The organism is Inquilinus limosus MP06, assembly GCF_000767795.1.
Taxonomy (GTDB): Bacteria; Pseudomonadota; Alphaproteobacteria; order DSM-16000; family Inquilinaceae; genus Inquilinus; species Inquilinus limosus_E.
Map to the genome: position 1 here is coordinate 1 of NZ_JANX01000099.1, position 15,028 is coordinate 15,028.

Annotated in this window: 17 protein-coding genes; 10 read left to right on the forward strand and 7 right to left on the reverse strand. The window is 70.1% G+C overall.

Annotation, left to right across the window (positions count from 1 at the left end; translation table 11 throughout):
* Together P409_RS10690 and P409_RS10695 are read left to right on the forward strand one after the other, a co-directional pair.
* The coding region (locus P409_RS10690; protein ID WP_034835322.1) for a TOBE domain-containing protein at positions 1-273 on the forward strand (273 nt) is incomplete at its 5' end.
* Positions 270-1,718: a CehA/McbA family metallohydrolase gene (locus P409_RS10695; protein WP_202964630.1), complete on the forward strand. Its 1,449-nt coding sequence runs from the start codon at positions 270-272 to the stop codon at positions 1,716-1,718. The genes P409_RS10690 and P409_RS10695, both read left to right, overlap by 4 nt.
* On the opposite strand, the gene P409_RS10700 is transcribed toward P409_RS10695, so the two are convergent.
* Positions 1,664-2,035 (reverse strand): response regulator, encoded by a 372-nt coding sequence (locus P409_RS10700; RefSeq protein ID WP_034835326.1) that lies wholly within the window; start codon positions 2,033-2,035, stop codon positions 1,664-1,666. The two genes, P409_RS10695 and P409_RS10700, sit on opposite strands and share 55 nt — an antisense overlap.
* Positions 2,036-2,144: 109 nt before the next feature.
* Complete coding sequence (locus P409_RS10705; protein ID WP_152613323.1) at positions 2,145-3,353, reverse strand: PAS domain S-box protein; 1,209 nt, start codon at positions 3,351-3,353, stop codon at positions 2,145-2,147.
* Positions 3,354-3,606: 253 nt separating this feature from the next.
* On the opposite strand from P409_RS10705, the gene P409_RS36170 reads away from it, so the two are divergent.
* Positions 3,607-4,662, forward strand: a complete 1,056-nt coding sequence (locus P409_RS36170; RefSeq protein ID WP_052120356.1) for a helix-turn-helix domain-containing protein — start codon at positions 3,607-3,609, stop codon at positions 4,660-4,662.
* Positions 4,663-4,677: 15 nt separating this feature from the next.
* Here P409_RS36170 and P409_RS10715 read toward each other — a convergent pair whose 3' ends face one another.
* Positions 4,678-5,229 carry a DUF4142 domain-containing protein gene (locus tag P409_RS10715; RefSeq protein ID WP_161790373.1) on the reverse strand — a complete coding sequence of 184 codons (552 nt, stop codon included), beginning with the start codon at positions 5,227-5,229 and terminating at the stop codon, positions 4,678-4,680.
* On the opposite strand from P409_RS10715, the gene P409_RS40675 reads away from it, so the two are divergent.
* Together P409_RS40675 and P409_RS10725 are read left to right on the forward strand one after the other, a co-directional pair.
* Entirely contained in the window at positions 5,228-5,572 is a 345-nt protein-coding gene (locus P409_RS40675; protein ID WP_238578643.1) for a DUF3008 family protein, read from the forward strand. The two genes, P409_RS10715 and P409_RS40675, sit on opposite strands and share 2 nt — an antisense overlap.
* A 15-nt stretch (positions 5,573-5,587) precedes the next feature.
* A complete protein-coding gene (locus P409_RS10725) occupies positions 5,588-6,535 on the forward strand; it encodes an ABC transporter ATP-binding protein (RefSeq protein WP_034835327.1) in 948 nt (315 codons plus the stop codon).
* 26 nt (positions 6,536-6,561) lie between these two features.
* Here the strand turns inward: P409_RS10725 and P409_RS10730 are convergent, their stop codons facing one another.
* Both P409_RS10730 and P409_RS10735 read right to left on the reverse strand, forming a co-directional pair.
* The gene (locus P409_RS10730; protein WP_034835329.1) at positions 6,562-6,858 is read right to left on the reverse strand and encodes a hypothetical protein; all 297 of its coding nucleotides are present in this window, start codon (positions 6,856-6,858) and stop codon (positions 6,562-6,564) included.
* Between the two features lie 259 nt (positions 6,859-7,117).
* Positions 7,118-8,878, reverse strand: coding sequence for an MFS transporter (locus P409_RS10735; protein WP_052120360.1), 1,761 nt, complete (start codon positions 8,876-8,878; stop codon positions 7,118-7,120).
* 204 nt (positions 8,879-9,082) lie between these two features.
* On the opposite strand from P409_RS10735, the gene P409_RS10740 reads away from it, so the two are divergent.
* The 3 genes from P409_RS10740 to P409_RS10750 are packed head-to-tail and all read left to right on the forward strand — an operon-like array spanning position 9,083 to position 11,797.
* Complete coding sequence (locus tag P409_RS10740) at positions 9,083-9,943, forward strand: hydrolase (RefSeq protein WP_034835331.1); 861 nt, start codon at positions 9,083-9,085, stop codon at positions 9,941-9,943.
* 5 nt (positions 9,944-9,948) lie between these two features.
* Entirely contained in the window at positions 9,949-11,499 is a 1,551-nt protein-coding gene (locus P409_RS10745) for an ABC transporter substrate-binding protein (protein WP_238578644.1), read from the forward strand.
* 58 nt (positions 11,500-11,557) lie between these two features.
* Entirely contained in the window at positions 11,558-11,797 is a 240-nt protein-coding gene (locus tag P409_RS10750) for a hypothetical protein (protein WP_034835336.1), read from the forward strand.
* On the opposite strand, the gene P409_RS10755 is transcribed toward P409_RS10750, so the two are convergent.
* Together P409_RS10755 and P409_RS10760 are read right to left on the reverse strand one after the other, a co-directional pair.
* Positions 11,794-12,141 carry a DUF3088 domain-containing protein gene (locus P409_RS10755; RefSeq protein ID WP_034835338.1) on the reverse strand — a complete coding sequence of 116 codons (348 nt, stop codon included), beginning with the start codon at positions 12,139-12,141 and terminating at the stop codon, positions 11,794-11,796. The two genes, P409_RS10750 and P409_RS10755, sit on opposite strands and share 4 nt — an antisense overlap.
* Positions 12,142-12,158: 17 nt before the next feature.
* Complete coding sequence (locus tag P409_RS10760; protein ID WP_034835339.1) at positions 12,159-12,617, reverse strand: Lrp/AsnC family transcriptional regulator; 459 nt, start codon at positions 12,615-12,617, stop codon at positions 12,159-12,161.
* Between the two features lie 137 nt (positions 12,618-12,754).
* Here P409_RS10760 and alr point away from each other — a divergent pair, with 137 nt between their 5' ends.
* Positions 12,755-13,909: an alanine racemase gene (gene alr / locus P409_RS10765; RefSeq protein ID WP_052120362.1), complete on the forward strand. Its 1,155-nt coding sequence runs from the start codon at positions 12,755-12,757 to the stop codon at positions 13,907-13,909.
* The coding region (locus P409_RS10770) for a D-amino acid dehydrogenase (RefSeq protein WP_034835341.1) at positions 13,906-15,028 on the forward strand (1,123 nt) is incomplete at its 3' end. The genes alr and P409_RS10770, both read left to right, overlap by 4 nt.

Consider the following 15,028-nt stretch of genomic DNA (forward strand, 5'->3'; position numbering starts at 1 on the left):
ACGCTGACGCTCGGCATCCGGCCGGAGCATCTGCGCATCGCCCATGACGGGGCGGGATGGCGCCTGTCCGGCGAGCTCTTCGCCAATGAGGGCATGGGGCCGGAAAGCCTGGTCACCATACTGCTGCCGGGCGACCGGCGAGTCACCGCCCGGATTTTCGGCGACGAGCCGCTGCAGCTGGATCGTACGGTCCGGCTCGGCTTCCGGGCGGAGGACCTGGCGCTGTTCGACGCCGATGGGCGCCGCATCCCCGGCGCGCGGGAGGAGGCGTGATCCAGGCCCGAATGCTGACGGTCCGGGTGACGCCCACAGAGGAGGCCTACCGCCCGGTGCCGGTCGAGGTCCCGCCCGGCATCACCCGGATCGACATCGCGATGGCCTATGCCAAGGCGGATGACTGCATCATCGATCTCGGCCTGATGGACCCGCATGCCGGCCCTTTCCCCAGCCCGGCCGGTTTCCGCGGCTGGAGCGGCGGCGCCCGCGACCAAGTTTTCGTCGCCACCGACGACGCGACGCCGGGCTATGTGCCGGGCCCGATCCCAGCCGGGACCTGGACCATCCTGCTCGGCCTGTACCGCGTGCCGCCGGGCGGCGCCGAGGTGGCGCTGACCATCCGGCTCGACGATGCCCCCCGTCCCGTCTGGTCGCCCGAGCCGGCGGCCGAGATCCGCCACCCGGCGCCCGGCTGGTACCGCGGCGACCTGCATTGCCACACCCATCACAGCGACGCCAAGGGCGGGCCGGAACTGCTGCACGAAGCGGCGCGGCGGGCGGGCCTGCGCTTCCTGGCCGTGACCGACCACAACACCACCACCCAGCGCCGTTACTTCGCGCCGCGCAGCACGCCGGAGCTCGTGTTCATCCGCGGCGAGGAGATCACCACCGCCGAGGGCCACGCCAATGTCTTCGGCGCCGAGAGCTGGATCGATTTCCGGATGACCGTCCCGGCCGATGCGCACCGTCTGGCGGAGGCGGTGCGCCGCGCCGGCGGCCTGCTGTCGATCAATCATGACAAGCCGCCGATCCCGTGGCGTCACGCGCTGCCGGCGGTGGACTGCATGGAGGTCTGGCAGTCGCACTGGTTCGCCGGCAACTGGATCTCGCTGGCCCGCTACGACGAGCGGCTGCGCGCCGGCCGCCGCATCTCGCTGATCGGCGGCAGCGACTGGCACCAGCCGGCGACATTGGCGCCGCCCGGGCCGCTCGGCCTCGGCCGGCCGACCACGGCGCTGTGGCTGCCGGAGTTGTCTGAGAAGGCGATATTGAAGGCGCTGCGCAGCGGCCGCGGCTATGTCACCGAGGGGCCGGACGGGCCGCATCTCGCCGTCACCACGGGCGGCGTGCCGATGGGCGGCACCCGTCTCGGCGGCCCCGACTGGACCGTCGAGGCGGAGGTGCGGGGCGCGGCTGGCGACCGGCTGGTCTGGATCGATGCCAGCGGCGTGGTCGCGGAGCAGGAGATCCTGGCGGAGGACTGGATCGGCCGGCTGACCCTGCCCTCACCCGACCGTTTCCTGCGCGCCGAGATCGTCGCCGTCGCCAGCCGTTCCCGGCTCGAGGCTGAGCTCCTGCGGGCACTGGACGGCCGCAGCCTGCCCGCCGCCGTGACCCGCCAGGACATCGCGGCCCAGCCGCTGCGCCGGGCGCTGTGCAACCCGATCTATGTGGGGTCGGCGGCTTCGGCGATCACGGCGGCCAGCTCGTCCGAGCTGTAGGGCTTCGGCAGCAGCCGGGATTGCGGCACGCCGAGCCGGGCGCATTCCTCCGGACCGGCCTGCCCGCTGGTATAGATGACGCGGATGCCGGGATGGATTTCGCGCACCGCACGGGCGACGGTCCAGCCATCCGGGCCGGGCGGCATGTGGATGTCGGTGAACAGGATGGCCAGCGTCTCCGCCCTCCGGGCACGGGCCAGGGCGATCGCCGTCTCACCGTCGATCGCGGTCAGCGGCTCCAGGCCAAGCCTCTGGGCCGCGTCCTCCGCCATCATCCGCACGAAGGGCTCGTCTTCCACGATCAGGATCGCGGCCATACCGTCGTCTCGACCAGCGCCGGCCGGTCTGATCCGGCCCCCACCAGCGGTAATGCCCGGAGCGGTCGCCGAGTTCCAAGGGCTGCGACCAAAGTCTTAGTTGCAGCCCTCAGCCCATCAGCCGGGCCAACGGCATCGACATCAGGATGATCAGGCCCTCGGCCTCCCAGCGGCGCGTGATCTGGCCCTGCAGTTGCCCCCTGACGGTGCTGTCGACCAGCCAGGTGCCGAAGCCGTCGCTCCTGGCGCCGTCGGCCGAGGGGCCATCCCGCTCCGCCCAACTCAGTGACAGCATGGCGTCCTCGACCGTCCAGGCGACGGCGACCCGGCCCGAAACCGTAGACAAGGCGCCATACTTGGCCGCGTTGGTCGCCAGCTCGTGCAGCAGCAGCGCCAGGCTGGTTACGGCTTGGCCGCCGATGGCCACCTCCGGCCCGGCGATGGTGATGCGGCCATCGCTCGCATCCTCGAACGGCGCGACGATGGTGCGCAGCAGGGTCTCGAGCGTGGTCGGTGTCGCCGCCTGCTGCCGACTCAGGTCCGGCAGGGTCAGGTCATGCGCCCGGGCCAGCGTGGCGAGCCGGCTCTGAACCTGCTCCGCGAGCTCATCCGGCGACTGCGCGGTCCGGGTGCTCAGGGTGATGACGGCACCGGCCAGGGCGAACAGGTTCTTGACCCGGTGGCTCATCTCCCGCAGCAGCAGCGTCTGGCGCTCCTGGGCCCGCTTCCGCTCCGTGATGTCGCGCGCGATTTTCGAGGCGCCGACGATCTCGCCCTGCCGGTTGCGGATCGGCGAGATCGTCAGCGAGATCTCGACCAGGCTGCCGTCCTTGCGGCGGCGAATGGTCTCGAAAGGCTCGACCCGCTCGCCCCGGCGGATGCGCGCCAGCATCCGCGGCTCCTCGTCGAGCCGGTCCTTCGGGATCACGATCGTGATCGGCTGGCCGACCGCCTCCTCGGCGGTGTAGCCGAACAGGCGCTCGGCCCCCTGATTCCAGTTGGTGACGACGCCATTGAGATCCTTGGCCACGATCGCGTCCTCGGAGGATTCCACGATCGCGGCCAGCCGCTGCGCCGCCTCATCTTCCGATGGGGGCGACAAAGCCGGCCGTGAGGTCGCGGGTGACGGTTCCTTGGCGCTGCCGTTCATTCGACCCTCTGAAACAGTTCGCCCCACGCTGAAGCCGATGGGGGAGAGAGGGCCGCCAGAACCAGCCGACCACGTTCCGACTCTAGCGCAGCAGGGCGGCAGCCTCAATACAGTCATGATCGGCTGATCGCGGAGAACTGGCCATCTCGCGTCGCCAAAAATTATCATTTGATATTTTTATTACTCCTATGCATGAGCAGTCATTTGAGAATGATCATGAATACATGGGACCCGGAACCTGTGGACGCTCTGGACGTTGATGCAATGTCGACACGAAATCGCAGGAGCCGGACTCATGCCATTCCGGATGGCCGTTCCTCCCGCATCCTCCGGAACGCTTCCGTCGACGGAGATCATTCGGCATGGTCGACGTGATGAGCGTGCTGCGGCGCGCGCCCAGCTCGACCTCCTGTCGCCCACGATGCGGGCGCGCCTTGTCGCCGCGGACCAGACGCATCTGACCAAGGGGGAGCGGACCGACTGGAGCAGGCGCGATTGCCTCCATGCCGTCCGATCCGGCTGGTTGGCGCAGTTTCGCACCCTGACCGATGGCCGCCGCCATATCCTCCGCTTCCTCATGCCAGGCGATCTGGTCGGCATGTCGGCGCAGTTCTCCGGGGCCGCCCCCGCCCCTGCCGTTGCCGTGACCGAGGCGCGGGTCGCCGCCGTCCCGGTCTCCGAACTGATCGATCCGACCTCGGCCGAGTCCCTGAACCAGGTCTGCGTCGCCTTGGCGCTGGAGAATGTGCGGGCCCACGAGACCCTGCTCGCGCTCGGCGGCCTCGGTGCCGATGAGCGGCTGGCCGCCCTGCTGCTGTCCCTATTTGAACGGGCGGAAGCCCGCGATCTCGTCAGCGACCGCGGCCTGCGGCTGCCCCTGACCCAGCAGGACATCGCCGATGCCCTGGGCCTGTCACCAGTCCACACCAACCGGATGGTGATGAAGCTGCAGCGCGCCGGCCTGATCCGGCTGAAGAGCGAATGGCTGCAGATCCTCGACGGCCCGGGGCTGCAGGCGCTGGCGCTATGGTCGCGACCGCTGGCCTGGACCCGACGGTCCGACCAGGCTTCGGCCCGGCTGGCGGACATCCAGCACGCGCCGCGGTCGAAGCCGGCGCCGCAGCCGGAACGCCCGGTCAAGCGCATCCTGGTGGTCGAGGATGATCAGTTCCTGGCTCTGCACATGCAGGCGATCCTGAGCTCCCTCGGCTTCGAGGTGCTCGGACCGGCGCCGTCGTTGGAAAGCGGCCTGCGCCTGGCGGAGACCAACGACCTCGACGCCGCCGTGCTCGATGTCCGTCTCGACCAGGGTCGGAGGGTCTTTCCGGTGGCCCGGATGCTGCAGCAGCGCAGCATCCCCTTCTCCTTCATGACCGGCTACGCCGACCCCGATCTCGATGGCTTCAAGGCGCCGGTGATCAGGAAGCCGCTCGAGACGGACAGCGTGGCTGCCGTGATCGAGCGGCTCGTCCACTAGGACAGGTGCATGGCCTCAGCGCAGGCCGGACAGGATGGTCTGGGCCTCGTCAAGATGATGCTGGACGATCGGCGCCAGTTCCGACGCCACCGCCTTCAGGTTGGGATCGCCGCCCGATTCGCCATAGCTCTGCTGCAGCTTCAGCGCCTCCTGATGCCCGTCCACCTGGCCTTCCATGTACAGGCGGTCGAAATCGGCGCGGGAGGCGGATCGCAGCCCCGCCAGCATCTCCTGGTGTTGCGGATCGAGCGCGGTCGGCAGCGGCGTGCCCAGATTCGAGGCGGCGACCGCGTCACGGATCTTCCGGGTGGACGCGGTGTGGTCCTTCACCATCATCCGGGCGAAGCTGCGGACTTCGCTGCTGCGGGCCCGCCGGGTCGCGACCTTCCCGGCCTCGACCTCGAACAGATCGCTCATCCCGGCGGTCTGGACGTAGTTGGCGGGATCGATCTGCGACGACGGCGCCAAGGACGCCAGCATCTGCTGCGGCTCGCTCTCCCGGCCGCATCCTCCGAGCATGAGCGCACCCGCGAGGGCCGCGGTGGAGAATACGAGGACGGTCCTCATGGCCGATCTCCCTGTCTGGGACGGACTGTACGATGGCAACGGGGGCAGCGATCCGGGCGTTCCGGATGATGTCATGACGCCGAACGGCATCGGAACCGGCCCAGGCGGCCTGCCGTTCCCGATTCCGACACACATGTCTTGCGGAGGCCCGGCCATGCCGGCGAAATCGAAGGCGCAGCAGAAGGCCGCCGGGGCGGCCCTGGCCGCCAAGCGCGGCGAGCAGAAGGTCGGCGAGCTGAAAGGCGCGTCGAAGTCGATGTACAAATCGATGAGCGAGAAGCAGCTCGACGAATTGGCCTCGACCAAGCGCAAAGGCAAGCCCGAGCACGCGTCGAAGAAGTAGCCCCTGCCCCTCCCCATGCCTCAGGGGCTCTATCGGTACATCTGGCGGGTCAGCGGGCGGGACCAGATCTTCCTGTCGATCCTGGCCGTGGCGGTGTTCCTGCTCGACCTGGTGCCGCTGGAGCTGCAGCGGCGCATCGTCAACGGCGCGCTGGCGAAGCACGCCCTCATGCAGCTCGTCCTGCTGGCCCTTCTCTATGTCGCGACGGTGCTGGCGCAGGGCGGGCTCAAGCTGCTGCTGAACGTCTATCGCGGATCGGTCAGCGAGGCGGCCAACCGGCGGCTGCGGCTGCAGCTGAGCCCGGCCTCGAACGGAGGGGCGGCGCATCCGGCGCCGCGCCGCGAGGGCGTCGACATCGCCATCATCGTCTCGGAGGTCGAGGCCGTCGGCGGCTTCATCGGCGCCAGCGTCTCCGATGCGGTGCTGAACGGCGGGCTGCTGCTCGCGGTGTTCGGCTACATGCTGGTGCTGCAGCCCTGGATGGCGGCCGTCGCCGTGCTGCTGTTCTTCCCGCAGTTCCTGTTCATCCCCTTCCTGCAGAAGGCGATCAACCGCCGCACCGAGCGGCGGATCCGGGTGCTGCGCCGGCTCAGCGTCGAGATCGTCGACGAGGCCGCTGACCGACGCGGGCCGCGGGCGGACGCACCCTATCGCCGCCAGGTCGACCGCATCTACAGCCTCAACATGCAGATCTTCCGCCGCAAGTTCGGCATGAACTTCCTGATGAACCTGCTGCACCAGCTCGGCGTGATCGGGATCCTGTTCGTCGGCGGCTGGTTCGTGATCCAGGGCCGGACCGAGGTCGGCACCGTCGTCGCCTTCATCTCAGGGCTGAACCGGGTCAACGACCCCTGGGGCGATCTGGTCAACTACTTCCGCGACATGACCAACGCCCGGGTGAAGTACCGGCTGATCGCCGCCGCGCTGGGCCATCGGCCGGCCGAGGCGCAGACGCCATCCTAGCCGGTCCGCCGGGCTGCGAGCCTGCGTCAGACCAGCCGGCCGATAGCGTCCGCCTGCTCCGACCGGTCCAGCACCTCCATCAGCTCCGCCGGCGAGAGGTCCAGCCCCTCGTCATCCAGCAGCGCGACCACCAAGGTGCAGACCATGGCGCTCTTCTCGTTGTCGGACAGCGGCTCGTGCTTGTGCAGCATCAGCTGCCGCAGCCAGATCGCGAGCTCGATCGGCGTCATCCGGCCGTCGCGCACCTGGCCCAGCAGCGTCAACGTCAGATGGGCGGCGCTCTCGAACTCCAGCACGGCGAATCGATCGATCGGCGGCTTCATGCCGGCGGCATCGCGTCGTTAACAGCCATTCCTTGATTTCCAATGGAGAAGGCAATGGCCCGAGACTATCCCCATCATCCGTCAATGACCATACGCCATCGAATGAAGCTTCGGGATCTCGGCGACCAAGCTTCCGAATCTCCATTTTTGATCACCAATTCTGGTGATATCGGAAATTTCCCGACGATAATACGGGACGAGGCGAGGCCGATACTGGTCGGAGCCATGCAGAGTCTGCCGACGAGCCGTGAAGCCCGTATCACGATGCGCTGGGCGCGCGCTCCGGCGGCGCCCGCCCGGCCTCGGCCTCCGGCTTCGCCGCGTCATTGGCCGAGAGCTTGGCGACGGGAGGCGGCGCGGCCGTCATCCGCCGGCGGCGCCGACGCCAGCTGATGGCGTGACGCACCGCGGGCGGAGGCGGCCCCTGGTGCAGCCGCCCGACCCGGTCGATCAGCTCGCGGTCGGCCGCGGTCAGCCGCGCCAGCAGGCGCAGATGCTCGTACCAGCTGTCGACGAAATAGATTTCGCTCCATTTCAGCCGGTCGGCGGCGTCGCGGAACAGCGACCAGCGGCTGGCGCCATTGCGCAGCCGCACCTCGCGCAGCCGGGCGGAGCTGCGAATGAAATCCCGCTCCTGCTCCGGCCCGATGCGGTACTCGACCACCACCATCACCGCGTCGCGGCGCGGGTCGATCGGCGGCGCCGGCAGATCGACCTTGCGCAGCGGCGCCGGCCGCAGGTCGATCAGGGCGATGTCCGGGATCTTCAGCCGCAGCGCCCACAGCGCACCGACCAGCAGCGCCACCCCGCTGGCCGCCAGGGTCATCGTCACGCCGGCGCTCTCCGCCACCGCGCCCCAGACGACCGAGCCGAGGGCCAGCCCGCCATAGAGCGCCATCTGGTAGATCGCCATGGCCCGGGCCTTCACCCAGTCCGGCACCAGCAGTTGCACCGCGGTGTTGTAGGTCGACACCACCGCGATCCAGGCGACGCCGCCGAGGAACAGCACCGGCACCACCACGACGGTGAGGTGGACGGTGCCCAGCACCAGCAGCACCGCGGCAAAGGCGAAGGCCGAGGTCGAGATCAGCCAGCTGGTGCCCAGCCATTCCCGCGCCGGGTGGACGACGAAGCCGCCGCAGACGGCGCCGACGCCGAGCGCACCGAGCAGCACGCCGTAGCCGATGGCGTCCTCGCCCAGCTGCTCCAGCGCCAGCAGCGGCAGCAGCGCCCAGACCGAGCTGGCGCAGAAGCCGAAGATGAAGGACCGCGTCGCCACCCGCCGGGTCACCAGCGAATGCCGGGCGAAGCGCAGCCCGGCGGTGACGGCCTGGCGCAGCGTCTCGGGCGGCAGAGCCGACCGCGCGGGCCGCCACTTCCAGGACCAGATCGCCGCCAGCAGCCCGCCGAAGCTGGCGGTCGAGATCAGGAACACCCAGGACGCCCCCAGCCAGGCCAGTAGGAAGCCGCCGATCGCCGGGCCCAGCGCGCGGGCGACGTTGTAGTTGATCGAGTTCAGCAGCACGGCGCTGGCGACCGCCGGCTTCGGCACCATGTCGCCGACCGCCGCCTGCCAGGCCGGCCCCTCCAGCGCATAGCCGACGGCGATCAGGAAGGTCAGGCCGATCAGCCCGATCGGCTCCAAGAGGCCGAGAAAGCCGAGCAGGGTCAGGCCGAGGCCGCCGGCGACGCAGCACGCCTCCCCCGCCAGTATCATCTTGCGGCGGTCATAGATGTCGGCCAGCGCCCCGGTGGGCAGCGACAGCAGCACCAGCGGCACCGCGGTCGCCACCTGGATCAACGCGATCAGGAACGGGCTGGCCTCGGTGACCGTCAGCTCCCAGGCCGCGGCCACCGACTGGGCCCAGTCGCCGAGATTGGCGAACAGGCCGGTGAGCCAGACCAGGCGGAACACCGGATGGGCCAGCGCCTCGATAAAGGGCAGGAACAGGCGGGACGGCGGCGGCTCCTCGCCGCGCTCAACTCTCAGATCATCCTTGGCGCCGACAGCCTGCTGCATCCGGTCCCGCCCCGCTTTCCGAGGTCTCGCCAAGTCTAGGCATGCCGGCCCGGTCCGTGCAAAGGCCTCGCCACACGCCGGTATGCCATCGCGATGCTTAGCCAGAATTTTGAGAGGCCAAAATACAATTGACCTTGCGGCTTCCGGCCGCCGTCCTAAGATGCCTCGGGCTGGCCGGTCGAGCCGGCGAGAGGGAGGCACGGAATGCGCGACCGTCAGGGCCATGGGGTGAAGCTGTCCGCCTATGATTTCGGGGCGACGACCTATTTCGCGCTGCAGGCGGACCAGCGCGTCTCCTACTGCCTCTATGTGCCGCAGGACTACCAGGAGGATGGCGACAAGACCTACAGCCTGGCGGTGCTGATGCACGGCACCGGCCGCACGGCAACGGCCTATCGCGACGGCTTCGCGGATTTCGCCGACGCCAATGACTGCATCCTGCTGGCGCCGCTGTTCCCGGCCGGGCTGATCGAGAAGAACGACGTCTCGAACTACAAGCGCCTGGCCTTCCACGACATGCGCTTCGACCTGCTGCTGCTGGCCATGGTCGACGAGGTGGCGGCGAAATACCGGGTCCGCGACGACCGCTTCCTGATGTTCGGCTTCTCCGGCGGCGGCCATTTCGTGCACCGCTTCTTCTATGTCCATCCGGAGCGGGTGCTGGGCGTCTCGATTGGCGCGCCGGGCTCGGTCACGCTGCTCGACTGGAACCACGACTGGTGGGTCGGGCTGCGCGATTTCGAGGCCCGCTTCGGCCGGCCGGTCGACCTCGCGGCGATGCGCCGGGCGGCGGTGCAGATGGTGATCGGCGGCGACGACACCGAGACCTGGGAGATCGTCACCAAGCCGACCGATCCGGGCTGGATGGACGGCGCCGACCTGGCCGGCGGCAACCGGCAGGAGCGGCTGCGGTCGCTGCGCGACAGCTTCGAGCGCCACGGCATCCCGGTGCGCCACGACATCGTCCCCGGCCTCGGCCATGAGGGCACGCGCGCGCCCATGCTGGAGCCGGTGAAGGCGTTCTTCGCCGACACGCTGGCGAAGCGCCGGGCCGAGGCGGCGTGACCGCCATGCGCCGCCTCGCCTTCGCCCTGCTGCTGGCCGCCCTGCCCGGGGCTGCCGCGGCCGAGGATCCCCGGCCGACCCCGCTGCTGTCGATCGCGCTCAACGCCGATATCCGCAGCAGCAATCCGGGCGTGCAGCGGGACTTCAACTCCGACGTCGTGCTGCAGCACGTCACCGAAGGGCTGGTCGCCCTGCGCGAGGACCAGACCCCCGCGCCGATGCTGGCCGAGAGCGTCGAGGTCTCGCCCGACGGCACCGCCTATACCTTCCGGCTACGCGACGGCATCACCTTCCATGACGGCCGGACGCTGACCTCGGCCGAGGTGGCGTGGAGCTGGAAGCGCTATCTCGACCCGGCGACGCAGTGGCAGTGCCTCGACCGCTTCGACGGCCGCAGCGGGCCGAAGGTGCTGGCGGTGGAGACGCCGGACCCGCGCACCGTGGTGTTCCGGATCGATCGGCGCAGCGCGCTGTTCCTGGTCAACATGGCGACGATCCAGTGCGGCGCGGCGGTGCTCAGCCCCTCCTCGCTCGGACCCGACGGCGCATGGGTCAAGCCGGTCGGCACCGGTCCCTACGTCTTCGCCGACTGGCAGAAGAACCGTTATCTCGAACTGACCCGCTTCCCCGGCTACAAGCCCCTGCCCGGCGACCGCGACGGCGCCGCCGGCGGCAAGCAGGCCTTCGCCGAGACGCTGCGTTTTGTCGTCATACCCGACCGTTCGGTGATGAACGCTGCTTTGCTCTCCGGCCAGGTCGACATCGTGCCGGATGTCGGCGCGACCGAGATCGAGGCGATGAAGGCGGCCGGGGCGCAGGTGACCGTGACGCCGACGCTGTCCTGGGCGGTGATGCTGCTGCAGACCCGGGACCCGCTGCTGTCCGACGTCCGGGTGCGCCAGGCGCTGGCCCGCGCCGTTGATGGCAAACAGGTGGCCGAAGCGGCCAGCTTCGGCCTCGCCGCCCCGAACCCGTCGGCCATCGCCGTCGCCAGCGCCTATCACGACGACGGCGATGCAGCCTGGCCGGCCTTCGATCCGGCCGAGGCCGCGAAGCTGCTGCAGGAGGCGGGCCGCGCCGGCGCCGCGATCAGGATCCAGACCAACAACCGCCCGACCGGCCAGTACGAGGCGGCGCTGATGATCCAGGGACTGCTGACCAGCGCCGGCATCGACGCGCAGATCGACACGCTGGACTGGGCGACGCAGCTGCAGAACTACCGCGAGGGCAAGTTCCAGGCCTCGGTCTTCACCTTCTCCGGCCGGCCCGACCCGGCGCTGGCCTTCGACTCGATCATCGGCAGCAAGGACGAGGACCCGACCAGCCAGTGGGAGGACCCGCAGGCGATCGCCTGGCTGGCCGAAGCCAAGACGGTGGAGGACAAGGCCGGGCGGCAGGCGATCTTCGACAGGCTGCACGCCCGCATGGCCGAGCAGGTGCCGGTGATCGGCCTGTTCAATCCGGTGCAGGTGACGGCGGTCGGGCCGAAGGTCCGCGGCTATGCCGACTGGGCCCCGGGCACCGCCCGCCTGTGGGGTGTGTGGAAGGCGGAATAGCGCCCGACCTCAGCCGGCGTGCTAGGATCCGGCTCGCATACACGCTCCGGAGGTCGCCATGAGCGACACTGTCGATGCCTTGCTGCTCGACCTGCTGGAATGGATCGCGAAGCAGGACCGGCCCTACGCCGATGTGATGGATGCCTGGCGCACCTCCTGCCCGCGCCTGCCGGTGTGGGAGGAGGCGAATGACCGCCGTTTCGTCACCCAGACGCGGCCTCAAGGCGACGCCCCGATGGTGCGGCTCACCCCGTCCGGCCGGGCCTTCCTGGAACGGCACATGCGGGCCGGCGGCTAGGGATGCGGGTCGGGGAAGCCGTGGCGCCGCGACAGGGCGGCGAGGATGCGCTCCTTGCCGGCGATGAAGCGGACGTCGCCATGGCTCTCGGCCTCCGGATCGGCCGGGCCGTCCTCGCCCAGCACCAGCAGCGGCAGGGACTGGTTCCCCTCCCCGACCAGCGCCACCACGGCCTGGCGCGGCCGCGGCCAGGCGATCCGCTCGACATCCAGCCGCGCCGCCAGCTGCGGGAAGGACGCCAGCACGCCCTCCATCAGGGCGCAGTGCCAGCAGTAGAAGACCTGGCCCGGATAGCCCGGGTCGGTGAAGCCGGGCCGCAGCAGGAACAGGCGGTCGCGGGTCATGGCGGTGTCCTCTCGGGTCAGGGTCCGGTGTTGCCCCGGATCACGCTGCGCAGGGTGAAGGCGGACTGGATGCGCGACACGCCGGGCATGCGCGACAGCTGCTCCTTGTGGATGCGCTCGTAATCCGCCGTGTCGCGGGCGACGACGCGCAGCAGATAATCCGACATCCCGGTCATCAGGTAGCACTGGTCGACCTCCGGGCATTTCCGCACCGCCGCCTCGAACCGGGCGAGGTACTCCTCGGTCTGCCGCTCCAGCGTGATCTGGACGATGGCGATGGTCGGGTTGGCGACGTCCGGCTCGTCGATCAGCGCGGTGTAGCCGCGGATGATCCCGGCATGCTCCAGCAGCTGGCGCCGGCGCAGGCAGGCCGAGGGCGACAGGCCGACCGCCTCGGCCAGGTCGGCGTTGCTGATGCGGCCGTCGGCGCGCAGCAGCTGGATGATCTTGCGGTCGATGGCGTCGAGCGTGGTCATGCGTGGTTTCTGCGAAAACCGGTGAATTTGCTGCGGACACCAGACCATCCGGCCGCAGAAGGATCAACGGAAATCAAGGATCGCCGAGGCCCCCCGGCCGTATCCTGAGGCCGTTGGATCCCCTGCGGTTCGGCCGAATGACCACCACCTTCCCCGACGCCACCGGCGCCACCCTGATCGTCGATCTCGCCGCGATCCGGGAGAACTATCGGTCGTTGCGCCGCCGCCTCGGCCGCACGATCTGCGCCGGCGTGCTCAAGGCCGACGCCTACGGGCTGGGCGCCGACCGGGTAGGCCCGGCCCTGGCCGCCGAGGGCTGCCGCCACTTCTTCGTCGCCCATCTCGAGGAGGGCATCGCGCTGCGGCCGCATGTGCCTGAGGCGGCGGAGGTGTTCGTGCTGCACGGGCTGATGCCCGGCTGCGAGGACATCGCCCTGGCCCACCGCCTGACCCCGGTGCTGAACAGCCTGGAGCAGGTCGAGGGCTGGGCCGCCCTGGCACGCCGCCTGGAGCGGGCGCTGCCGGCGGTGCTGCAGCTCGACACCGGCATGTCGCGCATGGGCCTGTCCCCGGCCGAACTGGAGCGGATCGTCGACCAACCCCGCCTCCTCGACGGCATCGAGCTGCGCCTGGTGATGAGCCACCTGGCCTGCGCCGAGCGCCAGGAGCATCCGGCCAACGGCACCCAGCGCCTGCGCTTCGACGTCGCCCGCCGCCGCCTGCCGCAAGCGCCGGCGGCGCTGGCCAACTCCTCCGGCATCTTCCTCGGCCCCGACTTCCACTACGACATGGCCCGACCCGGCGCCGCGCTGTATGGCCTTGCCCCGGTGGCCGGTGCTGATAACCCGCTGCGCCCGGTCGTCCGGCTGCAGGCCCGCGTGGTGCAGCTCCGCGAGATCGCCGCCGGCGACGAGGTCGGCTACGGCCTGAGCTGGCGCGCCGGAGGGCCGAGCCGCATCGCCACCGTGGCGGTGGGCTATGCCGACGGCTTCCCGCGCAGCCTCAGCAATGCCGGCACCGCTTATCTCGGCGAGGTGGCGCTGCCGATCGTCGGTGCCGTGTCGATGGATTCGCTCGGCCTCGACGTCTCGGCCCTGCCCGAGAGTGCGCTGCGCCCCGGCGCCGCGATCGAGCTGATCGGCCCGCATCGCAGCGTCGACGCCGTCGCCGCCGATGCCGGCACCATCGGCTATGAGATCCTGACCCGCCTCGGCCGCCGCTTCCGCCGCGACTATCGCGACGCGGCACCGGCCCCCTCACCCGCTTTGGTTCTCGAAGGAGTTCCGTCGTGAAGGTCATCGTCCTCGGCGCCGGCGTCATCGGCGTGACCACCGCCTATTACCTCGCCCGCGCCGGCCATGAGGTGACGGTGGTCGACCGGCAGGAGGGGCCGGCGAACGAGACCAGCTTCGCCAATGCCGGCCAGGTCTCGCCCGGCTATTCCGCGCCCTGGGCCGCCCCCGGCGTGCCGCTGAAGGCAATCAAGTGGATGCTGATGGAGCACAGCCCCTTCGTGCTGCGCCCGCAGCTGGACACGCGGCAGTGGCTGTGGCTGGCGCAGATGCTGCGCAACTGCACCGCCGCCCGCTATGCCGTGAACAAGGAGCGGATGGTCCGCCTGGCGGAGTACAGCCGCGACTGCCTGCGCCAGCTGCGCGCCGACACCGGCATCGCCTATGACGACCGCGCCCAGGGCACGCTGCAGCTGTTCCGCACCCAGAAGCAGGTCGACGCCGCGGCCAAGGACATCGCCGTGCTGCGGGAGGCCGGGGTGCCCTATGAGGTGCTGGACCCGGCCGGCTGCGCCGTGGTCGAGCCGGCGCTGGCCGGGGTGAAGGACAAGCTGGCCGGCGGCCTGCGCCTGCCGGGCGACGAGACCGGCGACTGCTTCAAGTTCACCAACAACCTGGCCAGGCTCGCGGCCGGATGGGGCGTCAACTTCCGCTGGGGCGCCCGCATCGCCGGGCTGACGACCGACGGCAACCGCATCGGCGGCGTGGCGCTGGAGGGCGGCGAGACCCTGCGCGCCGACGGCTATGTCCTGGCGCTGGGCAGCTACTCCCCGCTGCTCCTCAAGCCGCTGGGCATCGAGATCCCGGTCTACCCGGTCAAGGGCTACTCGATCACCGTGCCGGTTACCGCGGCCGACGGCGCCCCCGTCTCGACGGTCATGGACGAGACCTACAAGGTCGCGATCACCCGGCTGGGCGACCGCATCCGCGTCGGCGGCACCGCCGAGCTGGCAGGGTACAGCAGCAAGCTGTGGGACGCCCGGCGGCGGACGCTGGAGCATTCGGTCACCGACCTGTTCCCGCAAGGCGGCGACGTCGCCCGCGCCAGCTTCTGGACCGGCATGCGCCCGATGACGCCGGACGGCACCCCGGTGGTCGGCCGCACGCCCTATGGCAACC

Coding starts and splice junctions, on each gene's coding strand:
- P409_RS10700 (WP_034835326.1), bottom strand. CDS start 2,035: ATGGCCGCGATCCTGATCGTGGAAGACGAGCCCTTCGTGCGGATGATG.
- P409_RS10705 (WP_152613323.1), bottom strand. CDS start 3,353: ATGATAATTTTTGGCGACGCGAGATGGCCAGTTCTCCGCGATCAGCCG.
- P409_RS36170 (WP_052120356.1), top strand. CDS start 3,607: ATGCGGGCGCGCCTTGTCGCCGCGGACCAGACGCATCTGACCAAGGGG.
- P409_RS40675 (WP_238578643.1), top strand. CDS start 5,228: ATGGCCGATCTCCCTGTCTGGGACGGACTGTACGATGGCAACGGGGGC.
- P409_RS10715 (WP_161790373.1), bottom strand. CDS start 5,229: ATGAGGACCGTCCTCGTATTCTCCACCGCGGCCCTCGCGGGTGCGCTC.
- P409_RS10725 (WP_034835327.1), top strand. CDS start 5,588: ATGCCTCAGGGGCTCTATCGGTACATCTGGCGGGTCAGCGGGCGGGAC.
- P409_RS10730 (WP_034835329.1), bottom strand. CDS start 6,858: ATGAAGCCGCCGATCGATCGATTCGCCGTGCTGGAGTTCGAGAGCGCC.
- P409_RS10735 (WP_052120360.1), bottom strand. CDS start 8,878: ATGCAGCAGGCTGTCGGCGCCAAGGATGATCTGAGAGTTGAGCGCGGC.
- P409_RS10740 (WP_034835331.1), top strand. CDS start 9,083: ATGCGCGACCGTCAGGGCCATGGGGTGAAGCTGTCCGCCTATGATTTC.
- P409_RS10745 (WP_238578644.1), top strand. CDS start 9,949: ATGCGCCGCCTCGCCTTCGCCCTGCTGCTGGCCGCCCTGCCCGGGGCT.
- P409_RS10750 (WP_034835336.1), top strand. CDS start 11,558: ATGAGCGACACTGTCGATGCCTTGCTGCTCGACCTGCTGGAATGGATC.
- P409_RS10755 (WP_034835338.1), bottom strand. CDS start 12,141: ATGACCCGCGACCGCCTGTTCCTGCTGCGGCCCGGCTTCACCGACCCG.
- P409_RS10760 (WP_034835339.1), bottom strand. CDS start 12,617: ATGACCACGCTCGACGCCATCGACCGCAAGATCATCCAGCTGCTGCGC.
- alr (WP_052120362.1), top strand. CDS start 12,755: ATGACCACCACCTTCCCCGACGCCACCGGCGCCACCCTGATCGTCGAT.